This window comes from Nostoc sp., assembly GCF_036916655.1.
Lineage (GTDB): Bacteria > Cyanobacteriota > Cyanobacteriia > Cyanobacteriales > Nostocaceae > Nostoc.
In genome coordinates this window covers 16,757-41,763 of the sequence record NZ_JBALFY010000030.1, presented here as the reverse complement: position 1 = coordinate 41,763, position 25,007 = coordinate 16,757, and the positions used below count along the sequence as shown (strand labels likewise).

Sequence of the window (25,007 nt, the reverse complement as noted above, 5' to 3'; positions counted from 1 at the left end):
TATCTCCGAAAGTGTTAAATCTGGAACAAAAAAACCTTGTAAAAGCTGGTTAAAAACTATTAGAACAACTTTTGTGGTGAGGATGAATGATTATTAATTTGCGGTACTTTGCCTTTTTTATTCTACTACTGGCAGCACTGCTATTAGCAATTAGGCAAATGAGCATTGCTTTAGATGAACTAGATATTGAACGCTTTACCCTCTGGACAGGTATTGCTTCTGTCATTGCTGGTTTACCAATGATATTGTGGTAGCTTCTGGATTAACCCTTTCGGGGAATTAAAAATTAAGAATTAAAAATTAACATCCCCTTAAATAAATTTAGTTGCTTTCAAGTCAGGACGAGGTATTTCTAAGCTATTCGCTTTTCCTCCAACCATTCTAAAACCCGATTCCATGCCCACCAAGGATCGGAATCCTTTACTTGACGTTGACACTCTTTGCTACTCAAATAGCCAACATGGCCGCCATATTGAGTCAGGAACAAATCTATTGCGGAATTGTGATCGCACGCTTCTTGTAATTCCGGTATGATACTTGGGTCAAAAAGTGGATCGTCAGCAGCATATAAAATCAAGGTCGGTTTCGAGATTTGGGGCAATATTTGTAAAGCACTACTCGCTTGGTAATATGCTTCCACGGAAGGAAAACCAAGTCGCTTAATTACCAGTTCATTGTCAAAACCCCAAATACTGTTCGCCCGTTCAATCGCTTCTGGGTCAAGGCTTCCCGGATGGGCATCATAGATTCGCCATGCCAGTTTTTTTAAATTTTGGGCAATTCCCGCTTCCAAATATCTGCCGAAGGGCTTTGTAACTAGATAAGATAGCGATCGCTGTGAATCCAAACTCGGACAAATCACCATACCACCGCCAATATCGCTATCTTCTAATCCTAAATCTCCATACTCCCGAATCACCTCACCAGCCACCTTCACCGCCCATAGTGCCAATTGCCCTCCTAAAGAAAACCCTGTAAACCAAAATTTCCCCGGACATCCCATTGCCTTCGCGGCGGCGGCAATGCGAACAAAATCTTCCCCCTCATACAAACCATCAGAAGTCAGAGTCGGGGATAAAACGGCCGTTTTCCCGTGGGCACGCCAATCAAATAACACTACAGCATACCCTTGAGCGTAGGCTTTACGTCCTAGCACTCTTAAAAACCATTCCGTCTCTAACTCTCCAGTAATGCCATAAGTACCGATAATCGTGCTGTGAGCATTTTCCGGGATGGCAACCAAGCCAAAAATTGGCACACCTTGGCCACCAATAAAGATTTTTTCGTGATAAGACGGTTCTGGGTCTTTAGTAGTACTTTGCCAGTTACGTTTTCCCCACAAAGCGGTGTATACAGTCATCATCACACCGTTTTGTAAAAACCAAGACGGATTGTAGGGGGGAGTATAACACATCATAGACTATAAGATTTCGTGTAATTGAGTCTTGATTTCACAGTCATTTAATCTTAATATTTATGTAAGATTTAAAAACTTTTTCATCATTGATTCAAAAATCTTTGTATCTATCAAAGGTTGTTAATTATCCTTAATAAGTAGTAATAATTTTTTAAGAATGCCGAGGATTCTTGTCATAGACGATGACCCAGCGATTTCAGAACTAGTTGCCGTCAACTTGGAAATGGCTGGCTACGATGTTAGTCAAGCTGAAGACGGCATCAAAGGTCAAGCGCTGGCTCTCCAGCTACAACCAGACTTGATCATGCTCGATTTAATGTTGCCCAGGGTAGATGGGTTTACCGTTTGCCAACGCCTGCGCCGCGACGATCGCACCTCTGAGATTCCCGTGTTAATGTTGACGGCTTTGAGCCAAACTCAGGACAAGGTGGAAGGCTTTAATGCTGGCGCAGATGACTACCTCACCAAACCTTTTGAAGTTGAAGAACTGCTGGCGCGGGTGCGGGCACTTTTGCGGCGGACTGACCGGATTCCCCAAGCCGCAAAGCATAGTGAGATTCTCAACTATGGCTCATTAACCCTCGTTCCCGAAAGATTTGAGGCAATATGGTTCAATGAGACGGTGAAATTGACTCACTTGGAATTTGAGCTACTTCACTGCTTGCTGCAACGCCACGGTCAAACAGTTTCTCCCAGCGAAATCCTCAGAGAAGTTTGGGGCTACGATCCTGATGATGACATAGAAACGATTCGAGTGCATATTCGGCATTTAAGAACCAAGCTAGAACCAGATCCTCGTCATCCCCGCTATATCAAGACAGTCTATGGTGCTGGATACTGTCTTGAGTTACCCAGTATACCTCCATCAAATGAAGGGGCTTCAGTAACAGTAGTTGAATGAAATTACACTAAATACCCTTAACTAAGCCACGATTTAGGCAAGACTTTCAGAAACTCTTATTCCTTCCCGTTTAGTTAAGGTTATTAGTGAGATTTTTAGATGTGTAGAGATGTTGCATTGCAATGTCTCTATAAACACGACCGACAATTTTCCAGACAAGAGTGAATAGTCAGGTTAGTCCCAATACAGATCAGATAAGCCCAAAACACTTGTAGAGACGGCGATTTATCGCGTCTCAAAAACCCAAAATTGTTGCCAGTAGCTCTAATGGTCAGTTAAGAAAATAATCGTTGAGGCAGGTAGGGGAAGCAGGGGAAGAGAAAAATGCTTAACCCAAGCGTATTGAGGTTAGTCCTCTGGTTGACATCCAACGTGAAAAGTTAGCCAATCTGATAAGGCAAAGCAGAAAATCAAGGTGCTGTTTCTATGGAGAGTGCTGAGTACTTTTTCTTCCCTACGGGACGCTACGCGAACACTCAGGACTCAGCACTCATATCATGTTCTGTAATTTTGGTTTTCACACAAATAGTTGCGTAAACTCATACATCAAATCCACCCTACCCTTACGTAACATGGCTGGATCTAATCTTTCAGTAGTGTTGCAAGTCATCAAGATAACTAACCGTTGCTGCATTTGAATACCAGAGTCATCAATTACACTCTGATATAAAGTGCCGTCTAGCAAACTGAGAATGTGTTCGGTTTTATTATTGTATTGAGCTACTTCCGAAGCACGATTTTGCGCTAGATTATCAGCTTCGTTAATTACTATACAAATACGCTCTATGTAAGTCGGTGGGACAAAGTTAGCGATCGCATCATGATCTAGAATAAAAATTACATACCCCAAAGGTACAAGAATTTCTTTTGCTACTGCCTGTGTCCAGACTGTTTTACCAGTACCCGGCTCCCCATGCACAACAACTGCTAACTGGTTTTGATTCAGAATCGCTTGCTGTACAGTATCAGTAAAGTTTTGGATATCTGCGGGAAATGTCCGAATCGCAAATTGACTATGAACTTTGCCTACACGACTTTGATATCCACTCAGCATCACCGCTAAGTCGTAAGTCGCTTTGTTAATCAGTGGCGCGAGATTTCTCGCCATTAAAGTATATTGTCGTCGCCCGCGATCGTAGGGATCAATTTGCAACCAAATATCATATTTAGACCAGTAAGCATAAACAGTATTGATAACGTCTAAGCGTTCCCAGGTAACAAATTTATCTATAGGTAAATAAAAATCTCTTTCTGAATAATACTGAGTAATAATGTCGGGATTACCCAACACACCTAAAACTCGCAGTACAGTAATTTCTTGCAGTCGGTTAAGAACATAATCAATAGGAATACTACTACGATTTACAAATTGAACAATAGGTGTTTCGGTACTCAAAACATCTTTGTAACGATGATCTGGTGATTCTGGATCTGGCGTGATGTAATTCCAAAACTTTTCAACTTCGTAGCGGGTATTATCAGATACAATACTTAATAAATTAGCCCACCAAGCATAATTATTTCTTCCTAAAATCTCAGCGACATTACTCGCTAAATTCAAACTTTTTTGACTTAATTCGCGCGAGTCACTGTACAATAGTTGCCACAAAAACCCCCAGTCTAATTCTCGGTTAAATGGTCGCCAACCACAAGCCAGCAAGCTTTGCCTGGTATTATTTGTAGGAGTGCCTTCATTGCTTCTAAAATAATCAAAATCCATATTTATTTAGTTATGCAGCGTTAATCGAGTTATTTTGTGTTGAGTAGAATATTTGGAAAAATTTTTATCGAACAGAATTCAGTGGTCAGAATGGGCTAAACCTTAGCTATACGCTAACAGAATGGATTTTGTATGACTGGCGGATAGCGAGTACTTTCGAGTCATGTCTTGATTATGACCAGAGCTTTCGGAGTCTCCGGCTCCGCTCCTGAATTCTGACTCCTGAATTCTTCTTCAATGCGATCTCAACTAATTACGTACAAATGGCAATTTTATTTCCACTGTGCTGTACTGGCTAGGAAGTCTTTTTAATTTAACTCATTCTTTATGTATTACACTATAATACATATTGATTACCTGTGTCAACTTTTTTGACAGAGTAATTGGTGAGTGGGAGTTTACTTTTAACTATTGATGTACCGACACTAGTTATCCACCTTTACAGCAGGACTAATATCAATCTCCGTATAATTGCTCGTAAGATAAAGCACCTAAACCGATGTTTCGCTAACGCTAAAGTTCCTTTTCCTGCTGGCTGGGTTTGTAGTAAAGGCTTTCTTCATTTCTATTTTAAGAGTTAAAGCTTTTACTACAAACCTTTAATTGTTCACGCTTATGAACGTGGAATAAATTGTATGTTATTTAATTCTTATTCCTTACCTACTTAATCAAGTTGAGTATTTGCCATTAATTTCTATGTAGCCTTCTGAAAGATCGCAACCCCATACAGTCGCAGAAGTTTCTCTACGAGAGGCTTCGCCAACGCCAACATTGAGGCTAACATGAATATTTACTTGATCTTTTGACATAATTTGCCGCAACTGTTCCAGATTTTCATTAGTTAAGCTATTAGGATAAACTTTCACATTATCAAAACTGATAACAACTCTTTCTGGATTTATCTGCTGTTCGTCCTCACATTTGCCTATAGCCATAGCAACTCTTCCCCAATTCGGATCTGCTCCATAGACGGCAGTTTTTACTAATGGTGAATTCACAATTGCTTTAGCTACTTTTTTAGCTTGTGCATAGTTAATCGCCGAATCGACAGTTACCTGAATAATTTTGGTAGCACCTTCTGCATCTCGTGCAATTTTCAGTACTAGTTCTTGTGCAACTTCTTGCAATGCAATGGCAAAATCTGATTCTGAAACTTCACCAGCTAAACCGTTAGCTAGAATCACGGCAGAGTCACTAGTAGAAGTGTCAGTGTCTACACTCAGACAGTTAAAGGTTTTATCTATAGTAGAGCGAAAAATAGAACGAAGGCTATTTGCAGAAATTGCCGCATCAGTAAAAAAGAAAGTTAGGAGGGTAGCCATATTCGGCTCAATCATACCGACACCTTTGGCAATTCCTACCAGTTTGGCGTTTCCTATTTGCCGTGTAACTAGTTTTGGTACTGTATCGGTGGTCATAATACCACGGGCTGCGGCATGAAAATCAGCATCAGTTAATTTTTTTCCCAATCCTAATAAACCTGTTCTGATTTTTTCAATTGGGTAACGTCTGCCAATTACACCTGTAGAAGCGATCGCAATATTATGTGCAGCAATTCCAGTTTCAGTTGCAACTAATTGTAGAACTTCTTGAGCATCAGCGATGCCAACAGCACCATTAGCAACATTTGCATTCTTAGATATAACGACAATTGCTTGTGCTTGGGAATCTTTTAAGTTATCGCGGCTAAGAGTAACACTTGGGCCAGCAAAAAGACTTTGAGTAAAGACTCCATCAGCAACACAAGGAACTGATGATTTAATAAATACAAAATCATCTGTTGTATCTCGGATTCCCAAATTAGTAATAAATGCACTAAAACCTTGAGGTGTGGAAGATATATTTGATGACATTTTTCGCAATTTAATAATTTGCTTTAATTATCTCATATCCCCACCCTCACCCAACAATTTTGGATTGTTTGAGTACTATAAAAAGGAGTCAGAATTCAGAATTTAGAATTCAGAATTCAGAATATTCTACCCATAAAGGGATAGGACTCGCTAATGTTGCCCTATTACCCAGTCGTACATAATTCATACTGTTAGCGGATAGCTAAGGTTTAGCCCATTCTGACTCCTGAGTTCTGAATTCTTCTTATAAATCAGTTAAGGTGAGGGTAAATATTGTCCATCCATTGCCACTTTCTACTTGAATATTTCCTTGCAATTGTTCGATTAATTTCTGTACTATAGGTAAACCTAACCCAGAACCACCTTGATTCCAGATGTCTGCATTGGGGACGCGATAAAATTTCTCAAAGATTCGTGGTAACTCCGTTTTGGATATTTCGGCTGAATTACTAATAGTAATAATAGTTTTTGCGGGCACTTCTGAGGAGTTGTGACTTACATTTAGAATAATTTCACCACCCGCAGGTGTGTATTTACAGGCATTATTGATCAACTCTACTAAGATTCGTTCTAAGCTAACACCATCTGAAAATAGCGGTGGGAGATTTGCAGGGAGATTTAACTGTAGAGTTTGCTGATGTTCTTGAATACGGATTTCAAACGGCTCAATCACCCAATTTAACCAGTGTTGTAGAAGTAAGGTGTCAGGTGTAATAACTTGATAGGATGAGCTTTCTAGCCGTTGTAAGTCTAGTAGATCGTTTATTAATCCTAACTCGCGATCGCACTCGCTTTCCATCAGTTCTAAATAACGTTGAGCTTCCTCAGTATTGGTAGATACTTGTATCATTTGAATCATCAACTTGATGTTACTCAGAGGCGATCGCAATTCGTGGGTAACTAAATTCAAAAAGTCATTTTTGAGTTGATTTATCTCTTCCCATTGCACGACAAGTTGCTCTTGCTCAATTTGCTTTTGATGTGCCTCAATCGCTTGTTTACGCTCAGTAATATCTCGAAAGACTAACACCGCGCCTATAATATTATCTTTGTTATCTTTAATTGGTGCAGCACTGTCATCAATTGGTATTTCTACACCGTCTTTAGTAATTAAGATAGTTTCTGCGGGAATACTGACGATAATACCATCTTGTAGAACTTTGATAATCGGACTTTCAACCGGGTGATGAGTTTCTCCATTGGCTATATTAAATACTTCTGATGAATTTCTACCAAAAGCTTCTTCCCGTTTCCATCCAGTCAGATTTTCAGCAACCGGATTCATAAAAGTTATCAATTCTTGCAGATCACTAGCAATCACACCATCGCTGATACTTCTTAAAAGTGCATCTAGCCATTTTTGATTAACTTTTAATTGCCTTTCTAAACCATGTTTAATCAGAGTTATTTCAATATTTGTTTGTAGTTCTTTTTCTTTGAAAGGTTTGAGTAGATAGCCAAATGGCTCAGTTATCTTAGCTCGCGCTAATGTGTTATCATCTGCATAAGCAGTCAAATAAATTACTGGAATATCCAAATGCTTATAGATTTCTTGAGCAGCTTCTATTCCGTCCATTGAACCTTTGAGTTTAATATCCATCAGCACTAAATCTGGCGATATTTCTAATGCTTTATTAATTGCTTCTTCTCCTGAAGAAGCGATCGCAGGAACTATATAACCAAATTTTATCAGTCGATATTGTAAATCTTTAGCAACAATTGCTTCATCTTCGACGACTAATATTTTTGCGTTTGTCATATTTTAGTTATTTTATATTAATGTAAATGTCAGATGACACTCCACTCCCATAGCGCCTTGGATATTGATATTTCCTGAGAGTTGATTGCTTAAAGCATCTACTAGCAGCCAACCTAAAGAGGCTAGATTTTTGAAATTAAAGTTTGATGGTAAACCAATTCCATCATCACTAACTACAAGTGTAACCTGATTTTTATGGTCTTTTTTAAGATTGATAGAAATCGTACCATTTCTACTTGTGGGAAATGCATATTTTAATGAGTTGGATACAAGCTCATGAATAATCAAGCTGCAAGGAATTGCTGTATCCAAACCGAGAAACACGCGCTCGTCGATATTTATTATCAGAGCGATCGCATCTTCATTAACTTCATAAGCAGCAAATAAACTTGCTACCAAATCTCGAATATATTCACCAAAATTAATCTTTGCTAAGTCTTGAGATTGATACAATTTTTCGTGAACTAGAGCCATTGATTCAATTCGCTGCTGGCTTTGCCGGAATATTACCAAATCTTGTTCGTCTTTAATATAGGCAGATTGCAAGTTTAGCAAACTGGAAATAACCTGCAAATTATTTTTGACACGATGGTAAATTTCTTTTAATAACACCTCTTTTTCTAACAGTGATGCTTGAATTTGCTCCTCCCACTGTTGCCGTTCGTTAATGTCTTCAATCACAGAAATAAAATACTTTGGCTCTCCAGAAAGTTCACGCATTAAAGACACAGTGACATTAACCCAAATGATGGAATTATCTTTGCGGAAATAGCGCTTTTCAGTGGAATAAGTTTGAATATTATCTGCTAAAATCTGGTCAACATATTCTAGATCGGTGTTCAGATCGTCAGGGTGAGTAATATCTTGGAAAGTTAGCAACTGTAGTTCTTCGGGTGTGTAACCGAGAATATTACAAAGCCTCTGGTTAACTAACAACCAGCTTCCATCTATTGCTACATGGGCGATACCAACAGCAGCTTGATGGAATGTAGCACGAAATCGGTGTTCGCTCTCTCGCAATGCTTGTTCTATTCGCTGGCGCTCTATAATTTCTGCCTGTAGGGATTCGTTAATCCTAGTTAAGTCTGCTGTGCGCTCCTCAACCTTGCTTTCTAGTTGCTCTAGCAGGGTACTTAATGCTTCCTCTGCCTGTTTACGTTCAGTAATATCCTTTTGTGTACCTGTCATCCGCAGTACGTTACCATCTTCATCCCATAGCGCTTGGCCCCGATCTAAAATCCATTTATAAGTGCTGTCTTTACATTTGACTCGATACTCGGCAACATAAAATGACTTTTTCTGAGCAAAATGATCTTGAACTGTTTGTGTCACCCATTCGACATCATCTGGATGCACTCGTGTTACCCATTCATCTAAATGGTTAGAAATATCGTGTTCTTCGTAACCAAGCATTTCTTTCCAACGAGGTGAGAAAAAAACTTGATTGGTTTTAACATTCCAGTCCCAAATTCCATCATTATTGCCACGTAAAGCTAATTGCCAGCGTTGTTCACTTTCTCTCAACACCTCTTCAGTGCGTATACGTTCAGCAATTTCTTTTGCTAGTTGGCAATTTGCAACCTCTAGTTGAGCAGGACTGGGTAGAGCTAGTACCTGTGGTATTAATGGCACAAGTTCTATAGCTGTCAATACGGAGACAAAAGCGGTGATAGCTTTGAGTAACCCTGATAGCCAATAAGTAGGATACCAAAGCGTCCATACATCCATTAAATGGGTTGTACCACAAGCAACGATGAATATGCCAAACATTAGGAATATCCACCCAAAAGGCATATCTTGCCGTTTACGGACAAAATAGACCAACATTAATGGAATTGAATAATAAGCAAGTCCAGTTAACACATCCGAAACCAGGTGCAGCCATACTAATTCTGGTTTCCAGAGGTAGCAATGACCGTGGGGAATAAACTGGCTAGTAGAGAAAAAATTACTTAAAAATTCCATCATAAAAACCTATACATTGCATAAGTCTTCACCAAAGCCTGAAGTGCGAAGCAAGAAATTTTTAGCCTAAGAGATTGACAATAAATAGATTAGACCTCAAATAGATTAGACCTCTTGTGGGTTAAGCATCCTGTCATTGGGATGAAAGGGAGTAGGGAGTAGGGAGTGGGGGAATGCATTGCCAATCGGAGACTGGGAGCGAGATAATACCTAAAAGCTGTCCGTCAGAGTTTTCCCGTAGTAGCTAGCGGCTACTAGAGCTTCTACATCCTTTACCTGTCATACGTTCTGAGTCTTTTAACCTGATAATATAAGATTTATTGAACTTAAAGTACCGCGATCGCTTTGGTTATTGTTACCGTATATTTTCTGAAATGAGCCATCGATATGATATATATACCTTCAAAAATCACAGTAATATTTCGCTCATATAAGGTAATTATCATTGAGTTTAATACGTAAATACACGTATTAAACCACTTTTAGAAATGTTTGCTACTCCCTTGATGTTTACTTACGCGTAGGATTTAATCGAATAGTCTGAGCGATCGCAACTATTTTCTAAAGAAACTAAACTCGCAAACCAAAGTATGTCAAAACAAGCTCAGTTGAGCCACTATTGACAATTTCGTGTACTTCTCCTGGTTCTATCGCTACGCAGTTTCCCGGAAGCAGGGGGTATTCTTTAGCGTCAACGTGAATTACTCCCGAACCGGCTTCCACAAAGAATACTTCACACATATCTTGGTGCGCGTGTGCTGGTGCGGTTTGTCCAGGAGCAAAACGTGCTTGAGAAAAGTTTGTGAGGTGAGGTAAATCGCCGAAGCGTAGCATCACCTTTTTCTTGATTGCGGCATTGTGAGAAACAGATTCTTCAGGCAAGTCTTGGAGAGAAGTGGTAATCATTCGGGTCTTAAATCATTAGATAATTCCACAATACCCCTAGACCCATCAATCCTGACTCGTTGACCATCTTGCAGAATCCATGTAGCACCGCGAACATCCATGACTGCGGGAATTCCATACTCACGAGCGACGATCGCACCATGAGAAAGTCTTCCACCAGCTTCGGCAATTAATCCGCCAGCCCTTAATAATAATGGTGCCCAGCCGGAATCTGTGTAAGGTACTACCAGAATTGTATCTCGGTTAATCTCCGGCACGTCTTGTAAATTTCGCAACACCTTCACTCTGCCTTCAGCTTGCCCATGACTGGCTCCAATACCTTGTAAAATTTGGTCAGAGTAAACCTCAGAGGGCGCTAAGGGGTGAGGAGGTGTATTGCCGTAGACTAAAAGAGGTACTTGAATAATCTCACTATCTTGCAGGAATTGCGATCGCCTAAATTCCACTAACTCATCTAAGTTGGAATCTTCACCTACAACTAAACGCCGCACTTCATCAAACTCTAGAAAAAAGATATCGTCTGCTTTCCTCAGTAAACCAGACTCTAACCAAATTTTCTCTAAAGCCAGAAAACTCCAACGCAATTCAGCTAAAAGCCGCGAATAAACTTCGGTGACTCGTCCTTTAATATCTACACGCCGTTGGACAAAGCCACGTTTGCGCTTACTGGCAAAGATACTATTAATTGCGTCTTTCGCGCCTGCTTGTGGTTCGTTCCCCTGCATTAACTGGACAAACATCTGCTGAATCATCTGGGGATTCTCCCGCCAAGTGGGAACGGAGATATCAGTTCCCACTTCACTTAGGTAGCCGTAATCCTGAAGCAATTCGTTAAATTCTTGGAGGACTTTTTCTCCCTCTGGGGTTTGCTTTAATTGCTCAAATACCTGTTGTGGTTCAAACTCAGCCAATATCTGCTTGGCATCAGTGGCGATCGCACTAAGCGTTCTTAATGCTGCAATCTCTGGTGTGACGCTATAATCCATTTGGCTATCCTTCACCCGGAAAATCGCCTGTCTCAGGGCAGCACTCAAGGGAGCTAAAATGCTGTAATATGTTCCTCGGTGCAGCAACTCCAGAATAAAGTCAATTCTTGCTAACAGCTGAGAACTATCCAAATTATCGACGTTTTCCACTGCCAACTGCGATAACCCAGGAATGAACAGTTTATAATAATCCTCCTTGAAGTCCTTTTCTAAACTTAATTCCCGCTTCAGCAACTTCCCTAGTCCTGGCAAATTTTCCCAGGTTGACTGCAAGGATGGTTTACTTAATTTAGCTCCTCTGGTTAAAAATTCCAGACTTTCTGGTGGCAATCCCATACGGAGAAAAATATCTCCTAAGAGGGAGGCATTAAAATAGGCTCTGGAGTAATGCAGACTTGCTGTTTCGGTGAAATCTAACCCCAAAGCGCGATCGCCCAAAACTAAAGTAAAAAATTCTCCCCAAACTCCACAAGTTAAGGGACGATTAATCGACCATGTTAAGGGGTGAATGACTCCGGGAATCACTTCGGCGGCGATTTTGCGTGTCCAGATGGGCAGCAGAGTAGTGATTGGTCGAGATTGCAATACCCAAAGCGTTTGACCATCATAACTCCACTCGATATCTTGGGGAGTGCCATGATAACGTTTTTCCAGTCGGTAGGCTAAGTATGCAACTTGTTTGATTAATGCTTGTGGGACTCGTCCTTGACCTTCTAATTGTACAGAGTAAGAATTTTCTGTTTCAACAACAAAAGCGCGATATTGTTCTGGTGTGACTTTTCCCGAAACGACTTGCGTCGCACTGCCTGGAAGGGCTTCAATGATAATTGCATCACCTTGCTGGGTAATGGGATCGCGGCTGAAAGCAACACCAGAATAGACACTCTGGACTTGTTGTTGAATCAACACAGCCATTGCTGTATCATTTGAGCCGCGATCGCGCCGATATTGGATAGCAGAGGGATGATTGTAGGAAGCTTGAACTTGAGCGATCGCTTGTTGTAATGCCTCTGGGCTAGTAACATTTAGAACTGTTTGATATTGTCCAGCAGCAGAAGCGCGTTCAGAGTCTTCTCCAATCGCAGAGGAACGCACTACTAAAGGAGATAATTCTGATGGCTGGAGAAATTCTGTCAACAGTTCGGGATTATCGATTGGCGCGAGTACCCACCCCTTCGGTACTGGATAGCCCCAGCGCTTAATTTGCGATAACGTCGCCGCCTTTTCTCCGACAATGGCAGCATCTAACTCTTCATCTAAAGAAACCATTGTGCGATCGCCGCGTAAAAATTCCAACATTGCTTGCGATTCTGTTTGTGCCTCTTGGGCTGGCAGGTTCATATCATCAGGAATTTTACGATAAATCCAGCCCATTAAACCCGCTAAGGCAACAGCAACAAGTATTCTGGGAATATCGCTAAAGTGCAGAATTGCCACAAACAGAGGGAAAAGAAGCAAAACCCCAAATTTAACCACCTTTCTTGATTGCAGAATTGTAAAACTAATACCTGCAAAGAAAGACACAAACATTGCCACTAGTGGATCGTGTACGACAAATCCCCAGACAACATTTGTCGTACCTGCCCCTCTACCGATCCAGTATCTACCAATTACTAGAGCAATCAGGGCAACCAATTCCCAAGATGATCCATCAGGAAAGAAAGCGCGGGTGAGTAAAACTGCCGCAATTCCTTTAAAAGCTTCTGACAATACTGCCAAAATGCCGACAAATTTACCACCATGATAGAATGCAGCCGATACACTGATATTTTTTGTACCAACTTGTGATAATCGCTTCCGCTTGAGGGCGTAAGTAATCCATTCAATCAGGGGTAATCCACCCAAGAGGGGGCAGATAATTACAATAACTAAGACACCCCAAGGTTCAAACATTCTGGATTTTGGATTTTAGATTTAAATTTTCCATCTAAAACCTCAAATCTAAAATCTAAAGTTTTGCTGAAATTTTTGATGGTTATTAGGGGGCTTTTTATAGGAAGAATTCAGGAGTCAGAATTCAGAATGATGGCTAGGGCATGAACATAGGAGTTAAGTAGATCGGCGTAAATAATTATTGTTGGGATAAGGCAGGGGCAGGGAGAAAGAGAGTTTGAGCCTTGTTTACTTCTCTTTACACAGTTTGGTTTAATTGTGCCGACTTACTTAAAAAACAATCCAAATTGTAGATTTAGAGGTCTACAATCAGCTAGTGGTTTGAATCCCCCAAGGAAAAGCATTCTGGATTCTGAATTCTGGATTCTGTATTCTTCTTCAATTACTAGTTGCTAAATGGACACTTGGCTAAGACGGAAACCGTTTAAGACAAGTGTCCTTCTAGACTACTAATGGTTTTAGTTTAGCGCATAGGCCGCTTGCAGCGCCCAGATGATCAGAGCAGCGATCGATCCCAGAAGCAACACGGTAGAGATAGTGACTACTTTTGGGGAATCTGCACCCTCAAATTTCATAATTCCTCGATTTAAATCGGACATAGCTTTGTAATCCTCTGTTTTTGGAGCATGAAACATTTGTCCGTTTTGATTGTAGTCCTTCTCTTTGCTGATGATGTTAAATTCATTCTAAGAATTTAGGAATGGGAATTGGGGGCTGGGGATTGGGGACTGGGGACGGGGACATGACAATTTTGTAAATTTACCAAAATCGTTACTTGTCATTGCGAATGAAGCGGAGCGGAATAAAGCGATCGCAACATCTGTAATTTGCGATCGCTTTGCTTCACTGCGTTCCACTCGCAATGAATTATGTTTTTACACATTTGGGATGCTCCTCTGGGGGATGAGGGAGACAAGGGGACAAGGAAAATAACCATACCCAATCCCCAATCCCCACTCCCCAATCCCCAATCCCCAATCCCCAATCCCCATTCCCCCAGTATCATTGAAAAGCAACTTGGTATAAGAGGGTATGAGTAGGTGAAAATAGCACTGATCGTAATTTCGGCGGTGGTTGTGGGATTGTTTGTGTTAGTTGAGATCGGACTGCGATCGCTTTTCGGTTTTGGTAATCCCCTAATTTATATTGGTGATGAGCAGATTGGTTATTTATTAGCTCCTAACCAACGTACCCGCCGTTTTGGTAATCGCATTGAAATTAATGAATATTCTATGCGAGGTAGTCAGATCGAAAAGATACCTGCACCTTCTGGATTGCGAATTCTACTATTAGGTGATTCTATCGCTAATGGTGGCTGGTGGACAGATCAGACGAATACAATATCTAGCTTGATAATGCGTTCTCTAGCATCATCCACTAATAGTAATTACCAAGAAGTAGAAGTGTTAAATGCTTCAGCTAACTCTTGGGGCCCCAGGAACGAATTAGCTTATTTAGAGAAATTTGGCAATTTCAACGCGCAAGCAGTGGTGTTATTAATTAATACCGATGATTTATTTGCTACTCTTCCGACTTCTTTGCCGGTAGGACGCGATCGCAACTATCCAGATCGGAAACCGCCTCTGGCGTTAGCGGAAGTTTGGCAGCGTTATATCCTTAAACAAAAGCCAATTCCCGAACTACAAGCCGTGCAAAATGAACCAGGCGATCGCGTGGGGATTAATTTAGAGGCGATCGCTAAAATTCAAGCCTTGACTCGGCACAACAGCCAATTTCTTCTTGTCATGACTCCCTTACTACGAGAAATTGGTGAACCGGGCCCCCGCGATTATGAAATTAAAGCACGTCAGCGCTTGAGCGATTTTACCAAAGCAGAGCAAATTAACTATATAGACTTTTTACCGAATTTCAATTCAACTACCAACCCGCAAGGTTTGTTTCACGATCATATTCACCTCAACTTGCAGGGCAATAAATTTGTCAGTGAAGTTATAGAGCGATCGCTTTTGAAAATACTCAATATCTCCAAAAAATAAATTTTCCCACCCACCTACGGGAGCAATGCGATTTTGTGAGATGAGTAAACAGGGGAAGAAAAAGAAATAAGTGTATAAGCAATCTGTTTCGGTAGTAAAAAGTACTAAATTTATTCTGACTCCTGACTCCTGAATTCTGTTCAATAAAATGCCAAGTTTATCCAACAAACCTTTTGCCGCAAGCTAGAACTGCCCTCTAGCTAAAAATCACGAGCGATCGCCTGAGAATAACTGATAAAGTTGAGCTACGCAAAGTTGAAAACAGTGTTATATGCCTGGGTTTCTATTAGAAGTTGGTACAGAAGAACTACCTGCAAGTTTTCTCAGTGATGCTTTAGTGCAATGGCAGGAACGCATTCCCCAAAGCCTGGAAGCAAACAGCCTCAAGGGCGCAAATGTCCAGGTGTATGGTACTCCTCGGCGGTTGGCGGTATTAATTACAGGGCTACCATCGCAGCAACCAGACCGAGAAGAAGAAATTAAAGGCCCCCCCGCCCAAGCCGCCTTTAAAGATGGTCAGCCGACAGCCGCCGCCGCAGGCTTTGCCAAAAAGCAAGGTGTGGAACTGGATGCGTTGTCTGTTCGCCCCACTGACAAAGGGGAATTTGTCTTTGTTCTGAAAAAAATTATCGGTCGTCCTGTGGCGGAAATTTTGACCGAACTTGTTCCCCAGTGGATTTGGGGTTTAGAGGGTAAGCGGTTGATGCGTTGGGGAAATGGGGATGCGAGGTTTTCCCGACCAATTCGTTGGCTGGTAGCTTTGTTAGATGAGACAGTGCTGCCTCTAGAATTAGTCAATGGTTCTAAAACGGTTCAGAGCGATCGCATTTCTCAAGGTCATCGGGTCTTACATCCTGAATCTGTGACAATTACCCAGGCTACTGATTATGTTACCGCCCTCAAGTCTGCTTATGTCAACGTTGACCCAGAAGAACGGGCAAATCTGATTAAAGAGCAAGTAAATGCAGTTGCAGAAAATTTAGGTGGGTATACAGTAATTTACCCCGATTTGTTAGCAGAAGTAATCAACCTTGTAGAATATCCCTCCGCAGTTGTCGGAAAATTTGAACCAGAATTTTTGGAATTACCAACTGAGGTAATTACTGAAGTCATGGTTACTCATCAGCGTTATTTTCCTGTATTCAAACCAGGGAGTTTTGAACAAGAATTATTGCCCAACTTCATCACCATTTCTAACGGCGATCCGAAAAAATCAGATATTGTTGCCGTGGGAAATGAAAGGGTAATTCGTGCCAGATTAGCTGATGGTAGATTTTTCTACGAAGCTGATTTAACTAAGCCAATAGATAGCTTTTTACCCCAGTTGGAAAAAGTCACTTTTCAAGAAGAATTGGGTTCGGTACGCGCCAAGGTAGATAGAATAGTTCAAATTGCCGAACAAATTAGCAATCAATTAAAACTAGGGGAAAATCAAAGCCAAAGAATCCAACGTGCTGCTTTATTGTGTAAAGCAGATTTGGTGACACAAATGGTATATGAATTCCCAGAATTGCAAGGCATTATGGGAGAAAAATATGCCTTAGCTAGTGGTGAAGATGCCGAAGTAGCAAAAGCAATTTATCAACATTATTTGCCAAAGGGAGCCGGTGATATTTTACCAGGAACACTCACAGGTAAAATTGTCGGTTTGGCAGATAGATTAGATACTTTAGTGAGCATCTTTGGTTTAGGTTTAATTCCCTCTGGTTCATCCGATCCCTTTGCCTTGCGTCGTGCTGCCAATGCTGTAGTTAAAATTGTTTGGTTTGATAACTTGCCGATAAATTTAGATGATTTATTGAAGCAGATAGCAACAGATTTTGCAGCCAAATATCACAAAGAACAGACATCATTAACCACAGCATTACAAGAGTTTTTCTTGCAACGCATCCGCACTTTACTACAAGAAGAAAAGCAGATTGATTACGACTTAGTAAATGCAGTTTTGGGAGAAAATGACCCAGAATACACAGAACGGACGTTAAAGGATTTATTGGATGTACGCGATCGCGCCTTATACTTACAACAAATCCGCAACGACAGTACCTTAGATAACATCTACGAAACCGTTAACCGTTCCACACGATTAGCGGCTCAAGGCGATTTGGATACAAAACAGCTAGAACCAACAACCGTAGTTCGTCAAGAATTATTCCAAAAACCCTCTGAGAGTGCTTTGTATAAAGCCTTAATCGATTCAGTACCGGAAACTCAAGCAGCACAGCAGACACGAAATTATCAACTGTTAGTAGCAGCACTCACAAAAATTGCTCCGGCAGTTAGTAACTTCTTTGATGGCCCAGATAGCGTTTTAGTTATGGACTCCGATCCAGAAATTAAGCGTAATCGGTTACATCTGCTGGGACTAGTTCGCAATCATGCCCGTGTTTTAGCTGACTTTGGTGCGATCGTTAAAAATCTGTAGCGTAGGTCAACAAAAACTGGTGTAATTTTTGCCAATAAACGCTAGTATAGGGAGTGCTTAACCAGGGACACTCTGCTGCAATCTATGCCTAGAGCTACTGTTATTGGATTGGGAAAGTCCGGTGTTGCTGCGGCGAGATTGTTGAAACGGGAAGGTTGGGAGGTAGAGCTGAGTGATGGCAACACCTCCGAAACCCTCCTGAAACAACAACAAGAACTCGCTGCCGAGCAAATAACCGTAAAACTCGGCCAATCTCTAGAATTAAATGGTGCTAATTTACCCCAATTAATAGTCGTTAGTCCTGGCGTGCCTTGGGATATTCCCGTGTTAGTTGAGGCACGCCAGTTAGGTATTGAAACCATTGGCGAAATGGAACTCGCTTGGCGAAATTTACAATCGCTACCTTGGGTAGGAATTACCGGCACTAACGGCAAAACTACTACTACAGCTTTAATTGCTGCCATTTTCCAAGCAGCAGAATTAAATGCACCAGCCTGCGGGAATATTGGCTATGCTGCTTGTGATGTTGCCCTATCTCAGAGGGGCAGGGGGGCAGAGGGGCAGGGGGGCAGAGGTGAAGGAACTGCGATCCAAAATCATGTTGATTGGGTGATTGCGGAAGTTAGTAGTTATCAAATAGAATCTTCCGTCTCTCTTGCTCCCCGGATCGGTGTTTGGACGACTTTCACGCCGGATCACCTCAGTCGCCATAAAACTTTAGAGAACTATTACAACATCAAAGCCAAGCTATTGCGTCAGTCAGAATTGCAAGTATTCAATGGCGATGATACCTACTTGAGCCAGCTAGGTTTAAGTGCTTGGCCTGATGCCTATTGGACAAGTGTCAGAGGCAAAGATTTCCTGATTAGCGAAAAAGGCTTTTACATCGAAGACGGCTGGGTTGTGGAAAAATTGACTGCAACCTCTGCACCAGAAGCGATTGTGAAAGTATCTAGTTTGCGAATGGTGGGAGTACATAACCAGCAAAATCTTTTGATGGCAGTAGCAACAGCAAGATTAGCGGGAATTAATCGTGATGCGATCGCACTTGCAATTCGGGAATTTCCTGGTGTTGCCCATCGTTTGGAGCATATCTGCACATGGGAAGGTATTGATTTCATTAACGACAGCAAAGCTACTAACTACGATGCTGCTGAAGTTGGTTTAGCATCAGTTAACAGTCCAGCGATTTTAATTGCTGGTGGAGAAGCCAAAGCCGGAGATGATACTGCCTGGCTAGCACAAATTCAAACCAAAGCTGCTGCTGTGTTATTGATTGGTTCTGCTGCACCCGCATTTGCTAAACGTCTGCGAGAGGTGGGGTATCACAATTACCATATTGTGGAAACAATGGAAAGGGCAGTTCCCAAGTCGGCAGAATTAGCCAAGCAGTATCAAGCGCCTGTGGTATTGCTATCTCCGGCTTGCGCGAGTTTCGATCAGTACCCAAATTTTGAGGTGAGGGGCGATCGCTTCCGTCATCTATGCCTTGCTTGGGCGGGAAATTATATGTACGTGGCTCCCTTTTAAGGCATTCTTCCAAAAAAACTATGTCCTCAGTAAATTTTGAACAAAGGCACTCATTTACGAGACAAATTAGTTGTTCACAAATCAAATAGGAGTCCTATATGGGAATACTAAATCCAGAAATCATCAGGATTTAGCAGTATGGTTAGCAATCTAATTAGTATTCCCGTTAGTATTCCCGGATATTACATAACTGAAGAACTCTACAACGGTTCCAGAACCCTTGTTTTTCGAGGGTATCGAGAAATCGACTCCTTAAGAGTAGTTATCAAGCTGCTGAAAAATCCTTATCCCAGCTTTAGCGAACTCGTACAATTTCGCAATCAATACACCATTGCCAAAAATCTCAACTTAAAAGGAATCATCCACACCTACAGCCTAGAACCGTACCAGAATAGTTATATATTGGTGATGGAAGACTTTGGGGGAATTTCCCTCAAGGATTATTTCACTAACAATAATAATGTCGCGTCTCTAGATGAATTTTTACAAATAGCCATATCTCTATGTGATATTTTAGATATTCTTTACCGTCAGAGAATTATTCATAAAGATATTAAACCCAGCAATATTTTAATTAACTCCGAAACCAAACAAGTAAAACTAATTGACTTTAGTATTGCCTCTTTGTTACCACGAGAAATCCAAACGCTCATCAGCCCTAATGTATTAGAGGGTACACTTGCTTATATTTCTCCAGAACAAACAGGAAGGATGAATCGGGGAATTGATTACCGGACTGACTTTTATTCTTTGGGTGTAACTTTTTACGAATTGCTCACAGGAAAGTTGCCCTTTGAGTCAAATGAACCAATGGAATTGGTGCATTGTCATATTGCAAAACAAGCACCAGCATTAGTTGACAGCAAAGAAATTCCCCAAGTTATTTCTGATATCGTCATCAAATTGATGGCAAAAAATGCCGAAGATAGATATCAAAGTGCTTTAGGTTTAAAGCATGATTTAGAAAAATGTTTGTACAACATCCAAGAAACTGGTAAAGTTGAAAACTTTGAGATTGGGAAGCGGGATATTTGTGACAGCTTTATTATCCCTGATAAACTTTATGGACGAGAAACCGAAGTAGAAACCCTATTCCAAGCATTCGAGCGCATCAGCACGGGGACAACTGAAATGATGTTGGTAGCTGGTTTTTCGGGTATTGGCAAAACAGCAGTTGTTAACGAAGTTCATAAACCCATTGTTAGACAACGTGGTTATTTTATCAAAGGAAAATTTGACCAATTTAATAGAAATATTCCCTTTTCTGCATTTGTGCAAGCATTCCGGGATTTAATGGGGCAATTGTTAACAGAAAGTGATGCCAAAATCCAACAATGGAAAACCAAAATTTTAGAGGCTGTAGGTGAAAACGGACAAGTAATTGTTGAAGTTATTCCCGAATTAGAAAGAATTATTGGTACTCAAGCACCAGCACAGGAATTATCAGGAACTACGGCACAAAATAGATTTAATTTATTATTCCAGAAATTCACCCAAGTCTTGACTAGTAAAGAACATCCATTAGTGATGTTTTTAGATGATTTGCAATGGGCTGATTCGGCATCACTGAAGTTAATGCAGCTATTAATGGCTGATACAGGATATCTTTTCTTAATTGGTGCATACCGTGATAACGAAGTCAATCCAGCTCATCCGTTAATGTTGACTTTGAGCGAAATTGAAAAAACGTCGGCAACTATTAATACTATTACTTTAGCTCCACTGAATCAAGATAAGGTGAATAAGTTAGTTGCCCAGACACTTAAGTGTGCAGAAAATTTGGCATTACCTCTTTCTAAATTGGTAGAGAAGAAAACTCAAGGTAATCCTTTTTTTGCTACACAATTTCTCAAAGCATTGCATCAAGATGGACTAATTAAATTTGACTTTGATTTAGGCTGTTGGCAATGTGATATTGCAGCAGTGACTCAGCGAGTGTTCACTTCGGATGTGGTTGAATTTATGGCATTACAGTTACAAAAACTGCCAAAATCAACACAAGAGGTTTTAAAGTTAGCTGCTTGTATTGGCAATCAATTTGATTTACAAACATTGGCGATTGTTTGCGAATTATCTGAGGTAGAAACGGCTACTGATTTATGGGCTGCTTTGCAGTCAGATTTGATTTTACCCCAAAGTGAGGTTTATAAATTTTATCAAGATAGTTATGAACACAATCAAATTAACTATCGCTCTGCCCAACCTAGGCATCGCCAGACAGCTAAGTATAAATTCTTGCACGATCGCGTCCAACAAGCTACTTATTCTTTGATTCCTCAAGATCAGAAGCAATCTACTCATTATCGTATTGGCAACTTACTCCTAGAGAATCTCTCAGAGGTCGATAGGGAAAATCAGCTTTTTGAAATTGTTCATCACCTGAATATCGGCAGTTCATTAATTGTTAACCCCTCGAAACGTGAAGAACTTGCCCAGTTAAACTTGGCTACAGGAAATAAAGCCAGAATTTCTACTGCTTATAAAGCTGCTTCTAACTACTTTGTTGCTGGTATTGATTTATTAGCAACAGGCTATTGGGAAAAGCAGTATCAGCTATCTTTAAAATTGTTTCTAGGAAGAGCAGAAGTTGAAACGCTTGCAGGTCATTTTGAGTTGGCATCTAGTTTAATCGAAACAGTTATTGAGCAAACGGATATTTTACTCGATAAATGTGCAGCTTATGAGCTAAAGATGCGAATAAATACTGCCTCTGGACAACCCCAAACTTCTATCGAAACTGCTTTGGTGGCTCTGAACTTATTAGATATTCCATTAGAATCCGAACCTCCTAGCAGTGTTGATTTTGAGCAACTATTAAACCTCCCAGAGATGAGTAATCCTGCCAAACTCAAAGCAATGGAAATTCTCATGTCGGTGATTGGTGCTGCCTATGTTGCCCAGCCCGGACTCATGTTGCCAGTCACCCTAACCATGCTCAAATTATCCACTCAGCATGGCAATTCACCGATTGCTACGTTCACCTATGCTTTTTATGGTGTCTTACTCTGTGGATTTATGGGCGATATTGAACTGGGTTATCAATTTGGTCAACTTTCGCTCAAAATTCTGGAAAAATACGATGCTCGTTTCTTAAAAAGCAAGGTATATGCTCTCTTCTATTCGATGATATGTCCCTGGAAAGAACCTATTTCTGCAACGATTGATGGCTTGCTAGAGTCCATTCAAAGCGGTTTAGACACAGGGGATATAGAATATGCTATGTACAGCTTAAAAGATTACTGCCATTATTATTTCCTAACAGGTGCATTTCTTGATGATGTGAATGCAAAATACGAAAAATATCTGGCATTAAGCCGCAAGATTGAGTATATACATGACGATCTTGCTATCTGGCAGCAGATAGGAATAAACCTGAAAAATTCCCACATTGGAGATGTACAGATTACCCTTGAAAATCTCAATGAGGCAGATACTTTCCATAGTTTGAAAGAGAAGCAATATAATCTACCTTTGTTTAGTGCTTACTTTGCTAAGTGCCAACTAAATTACTTCAAGGGTGACTATGCAAAAGCCATTGAAAATGCAAATGAGGCTAGCATTTACCTTGATTTTGTAATTGGCAAAATCTATCCTACGGTGCATAATTTCTATCTATCGCTGGCACTATTGGGGCTTGTCCAAACATTAGAACCAGAGGAACGTTCAGGATATCTCGATCTAGTCAGGAAAAATCAAAGTCAATTAGAAATCTGGGCTAATCATGCCCCAATGAATATCCTCCACAAATTTTATCTAGTCAAAGCTGAAATTTGTCGAGTTTTGGGAGAGAAAAGCGAAGCCATCGAATATTACGATCGCGCGATCGCTCTCGCCAAGGAAAACGGCTATATCCAAGAAGAAGCCTTAGCCAATGAACTTGCAGCTAAATTTTACCTAGATTGGGGTAAAGAGAAAGTTGCCGCCAGCTATATGCAGGAAGCTTACTACGGCTACGCTCGTTGGGGTGCAAAAGCCAAAATTACCCATTTAGAACAACAATATCCCCAACTACTAGCGGCGATGCTCCCACCCCCTTCCCTTCCCGTTACCCATGAGGGAACCATCGCCCAAACCTTGATGAGAAGTTTCACTAACGTCAATAGCAGCCAGAATTTATGGTTAGATGTTCCGGCGGTAATCAAAGCAGCGCAAGCGATCTCACAAGAAATTGAGTTAGAAAAACTGTTAGCAACCTTGATACAGATGGCGATCACTTCGGCGGGAGCGCAAATCGGTTGTTTAATTCTCCGCCAAGACGAACAATGGTTAGTAGTTGCTCAAGCCGATTCAGAGCAAACACACAGGTTAGAAATCCTCCTCGAACAATGTCAGGAAATTCCCCAAAGTGTTATTTATGCGGTAGCGCGGACACAAGAGACGACTGTGTTTGAAAACTTGAGGGATTCACCACAATTTGCAGGCGATCGCTATGTTACTACCCACCAACCCAAATCCGTGTTATGTACTCCCATTAGCCAGCAAGGAAAATTAATTGGCATCCTGTACTTAGAAAATAATCTTACCACAGGAGCATTTACGAGCGATCGCCTGCAAGTCATTCAACTCCTCACCGCCCAAGCAGCTATTTCCTTGGAAAATGCCCAGTTGTATTGTCAATTAGAGGAATATTCCTATAGTTTGGAGCAAAAAATCTCCGAACGCACCCAAGAACTCACACAAAAAGCAACGCAGCTAGAATCAACATTACAAGAATTACAACGTACTCAATCCCAACTAATTCAAGCGGAAAAAATGTCCAGTTTGGGACAATTAGTTGCTGGTATTGCCCACGAAATTAATAATCCGATTAATTTCATCTATGGCAACCTCGAACCAGCGAGTCAATACGTGACATCCTTAATTGAATTAAATCATTTATACCAAAATAACTACCCACAACCAATCCCAGAAATTGAAGAAAAAATTGCTGATGTGGAACTATATTTTTTAGTTAATGATTTACAAAAGCTGTTTGAATCGATGAAATTAGGAGCAGAACGTATCCGCCAAATTGTTTTATCGCTGCGTAATTTTTCCCGTTTAGATGAATCGGAAATCAAAGCAGTAGATATTCACGAGGGTATTGATAGCACGCTGTTAATTTTACAGCATCGGCTCAAAAATAGTAGCAAAAATACAGAGATTACAATCATTAAAGAATACAGTCAAATGCCTTTAGTTAATTGTTATCCATCTGCTTTAAACCAGGTATTCATGAATATACTCAGTAATGCCATTGATGCCCTAAAAGAATTAGATGTTAATCAAAAACCCACTATTACAATTCGTACTCAAATCCAAGAGCAAAAATATATTTCTATCCAGATTATCGACAACGGGATGGGGATGAACGAATCAGTACGAAATAAGATATTTGAACCATTTTTTACTACGAAACCTGTAGGCAGTGGCACAGGTTTAGGATTGTCAATTAGCTATTCAATTGTCGTAGAACAACATCGAGGTCAGTTAAACTGTATTTCGGCTCCAGGAAATGGTACAGAATTTGTCATTAAAATACCAGTGTAAATTGATTTGCATATCTAAGAATAGGGGTAAAGCAGGACTATTTCAGTCTAGGCATAAACCGCCCAACACTGAAGTGTAGGGCTAATAGCTAAAGTCAGTTAAAACTGACTATAACCAATTCTTAAG

General features: G+C 40.7%; 14 protein-coding genes and 2 pseudogenes. 6 read left to right on the top strand and 10 right to left on the bottom strand.

Going from position 1 to position 25,007, the window contains the following annotated elements; all coding sequences use genetic code 11:
• Positions 1-86: 86 nt before the first annotated feature.
• Complete coding sequence (locus tag V7L31_RS09015) at positions 87-254, top strand: hypothetical protein (RefSeq protein WP_265271957.1); 168 nt, start codon at positions 87-89, stop codon at positions 252-254.
• 98 nt (positions 255-352) lie between these two features.
• Here the strand turns inward: V7L31_RS09015 and V7L31_RS09010 are convergent, their stop codons facing one another.
• Positions 353-1,417: a YheT family hydrolase gene (locus V7L31_RS09010; RefSeq protein WP_334695900.1), complete on the bottom strand. Its 1,065-nt coding sequence runs from the start codon at positions 1,415-1,417 to the stop codon at positions 353-355.
• Positions 1,418-1,574: 157 nt separating this feature from the next.
• On the opposite strand from V7L31_RS09010, the gene V7L31_RS09005 reads away from it, so the two are divergent.
• A complete protein-coding gene (locus V7L31_RS09005; protein WP_179066820.1) occupies positions 1,575-2,318 on the top strand; it encodes a response regulator transcription factor in 744 nt (247 codons plus the stop codon).
• Between the two features lie 517 nt (positions 2,319-2,835).
• On the opposite strand, the gene V7L31_RS09000 is transcribed toward V7L31_RS09005, so the two are convergent.
• The 9 genes and pseudogenes from V7L31_RS09000 to V7L31_RS08965 all read right to left on the bottom strand — a co-directional run bounded on the left by V7L31_RS09000 (position 2,836) and on the right by V7L31_RS08965 (position 14,035).
• Entirely contained in the window at positions 2,836-4,038 is a 1,203-nt protein-coding gene (locus V7L31_RS09000) for an AAA family ATPase (protein ID WP_334695899.1), read from the bottom strand.
• 668 nt (positions 4,039-4,706) lie between these two features.
• Positions 4,707-5,891, bottom strand: a complete 1,185-nt coding sequence (gene argJ / locus V7L31_RS08995; RefSeq protein WP_334695898.1) for a bifunctional glutamate N-acetyltransferase/amino-acid acetyltransferase ArgJ — start codon at positions 5,889-5,891, stop codon at positions 4,707-4,709.
• Between the two features lie 244 nt (positions 5,892-6,135).
• Entirely contained in the window at positions 6,136-7,650 is a 1,515-nt protein-coding gene (locus V7L31_RS08990) for a hybrid sensor histidine kinase/response regulator (protein ID WP_334695897.1), read from the bottom strand.
• 12 nt (positions 7,651-7,662) lie between these two features.
• Entirely contained in the window at positions 7,663-8,262 is a 600-nt protein-coding gene (locus V7L31_RS32575) for a sensor histidine kinase (protein WP_442944391.1), read from the bottom strand.
• 39 nt (positions 8,263-8,301) lie between these two features.
• A pseudogene (locus V7L31_RS32570) lies at positions 8,302-8,655 on the bottom strand (PAS domain S-box protein); the annotation flags it as partial.
• 105 nt (positions 8,656-8,760) lie between these two features.
• Positions 8,761-9,618: pseudogene (locus V7L31_RS08980) on the bottom strand (PAS domain-containing protein); the annotation flags it as partial.
• Positions 9,619-10,185: 567 nt separating this feature from the next.
• Positions 10,186-10,521, bottom strand: a complete 336-nt coding sequence (locus tag V7L31_RS08975) for a cupin domain-containing protein (RefSeq protein WP_334695896.1) — start codon at positions 10,519-10,521, stop codon at positions 10,186-10,188.
• The gene (locus tag V7L31_RS08970) at positions 10,518-13,400 is read right to left on the bottom strand and encodes a glycerol-3-phosphate acyltransferase (RefSeq protein WP_334695895.1); all 2,883 of its coding nucleotides are present in this window, start codon (positions 13,398-13,400) and stop codon (positions 10,518-10,520) included. Before V7L31_RS08970 ends, V7L31_RS08975 begins: the two co-directional genes overlap by 4 nt.
• 458 nt (positions 13,401-13,858) lie before the next feature.
• On the bottom strand, positions 13,859-14,035 hold the full coding sequence (locus V7L31_RS08965) for a hypothetical protein (RefSeq protein ID WP_179063510.1): 177 nt from the start codon (positions 14,033-14,035) through the stop codon (positions 13,859-13,861).
• A 405-nt stretch (positions 14,036-14,440) separates the two neighbouring features.
• On the opposite strand from V7L31_RS08965, the gene V7L31_RS08960 reads away from it, so the two are divergent.
• The 4 genes from V7L31_RS08960 to V7L31_RS08945 all read left to right on the top strand — a co-directional run bounded on the left by V7L31_RS08960 (position 14,441) and on the right by V7L31_RS08945 (position 24,881).
• Positions 14,441-15,397, top strand: a complete 957-nt coding sequence (locus tag V7L31_RS08960) for an SGNH/GDSL hydrolase family protein (RefSeq protein ID WP_334695894.1) — start codon at positions 14,441-14,443, stop codon at positions 15,395-15,397.
• 271 nt (positions 15,398-15,668) lie between these two features.
• Positions 15,669-17,822 carry a glycine--tRNA ligase subunit beta gene (gene glyS / locus V7L31_RS08955; protein WP_334695893.1) on the top strand — a complete coding sequence of 718 codons (2,154 nt, stop codon included), beginning with the start codon at positions 15,669-15,671 and terminating at the stop codon, positions 17,820-17,822.
• Positions 17,823-17,906: 84 nt separating this feature from the next.
• Positions 17,907-19,352: a UDP-N-acetylmuramoyl-L-alanine--D-glutamate ligase gene (murD, locus tag V7L31_RS08950; protein ID WP_334695892.1), complete on the top strand. Its 1,446-nt coding sequence runs from the start codon at positions 17,907-17,909 to the stop codon at positions 19,350-19,352.
• 138 nt (positions 19,353-19,490) lie between these two features.
• Positions 19,491-24,881 carry a trifunctional serine/threonine-protein kinase/ATP-binding protein/sensor histidine kinase gene (locus V7L31_RS08945; protein ID WP_334695891.1) on the top strand — a complete coding sequence of 1,797 codons (5,391 nt, stop codon included), beginning with the start codon at positions 19,491-19,493 and terminating at the stop codon, positions 24,879-24,881.
• The last annotated feature ends 126 nt before the right edge of the window (positions 24,882-25,007 follow it).

Bases quoted from the DNA above. Each gene is read 5' to 3' on its own strand.
- V7L31_RS08945 (WP_334695891.1), top strand. From the start codon at position 19,491: ATGGTTAGCAATCTAATTAGTATTCCCGTTAGTATTCCCGGATATTAC.
- V7L31_RS08990 (WP_334695897.1), bottom strand. From the start codon at position 7,650: ATGACAAACGCAAAAATATTAGTCGTCGAAGATGAAGCAATTGTTGCT.
- V7L31_RS08970 (WP_334695895.1), bottom strand. From the start codon at position 13,400: ATGTTTGAACCTTGGGGTGTCTTAGTTATTGTAATTATCTGCCCCCTC.
- V7L31_RS09010 (WP_334695900.1), bottom strand. From the start codon at position 1,417: ATGATGTGTTATACTCCCCCCTACAATCCGTCTTGGTTTTTACAAAAC.
- V7L31_RS08975 (WP_334695896.1), bottom strand. From the start codon at position 10,521: ATGATTACCACTTCTCTCCAAGACTTGCCTGAAGAATCTGTTTCTCAC.
- glyS (WP_334695893.1), top strand. From the start codon at position 15,669: ATGCCTGGGTTTCTATTAGAAGTTGGTACAGAAGAACTACCTGCAAGT.
- murD (WP_334695892.1), top strand. From the start codon at position 17,907: ATGCCTAGAGCTACTGTTATTGGATTGGGAAAGTCCGGTGTTGCTGCG.
- V7L31_RS09000 (WP_334695899.1), bottom strand. From the start codon at position 4,038: ATGGATTTTGATTATTTTAGAAGCAATGAAGGCACTCCTACAAATAAT.
- V7L31_RS08965 (WP_179063510.1), bottom strand. From the start codon at position 14,035: ATGTTTCATGCTCCAAAAACAGAGGATTACAAAGCTATGTCCGATTTA.
- V7L31_RS09015 (WP_265271957.1), top strand. From the start codon at position 87: ATGATTATTAATTTGCGGTACTTTGCCTTTTTTATTCTACTACTGGCA.
- V7L31_RS09005 (WP_179066820.1), top strand. From the start codon at position 1,575: ATGCCGAGGATTCTTGTCATAGACGATGACCCAGCGATTTCAGAACTA.
- argJ (WP_334695898.1), bottom strand. From the start codon at position 5,891: ATGTCATCAAATATATCTTCCACACCTCAAGGTTTTAGTGCATTTATT.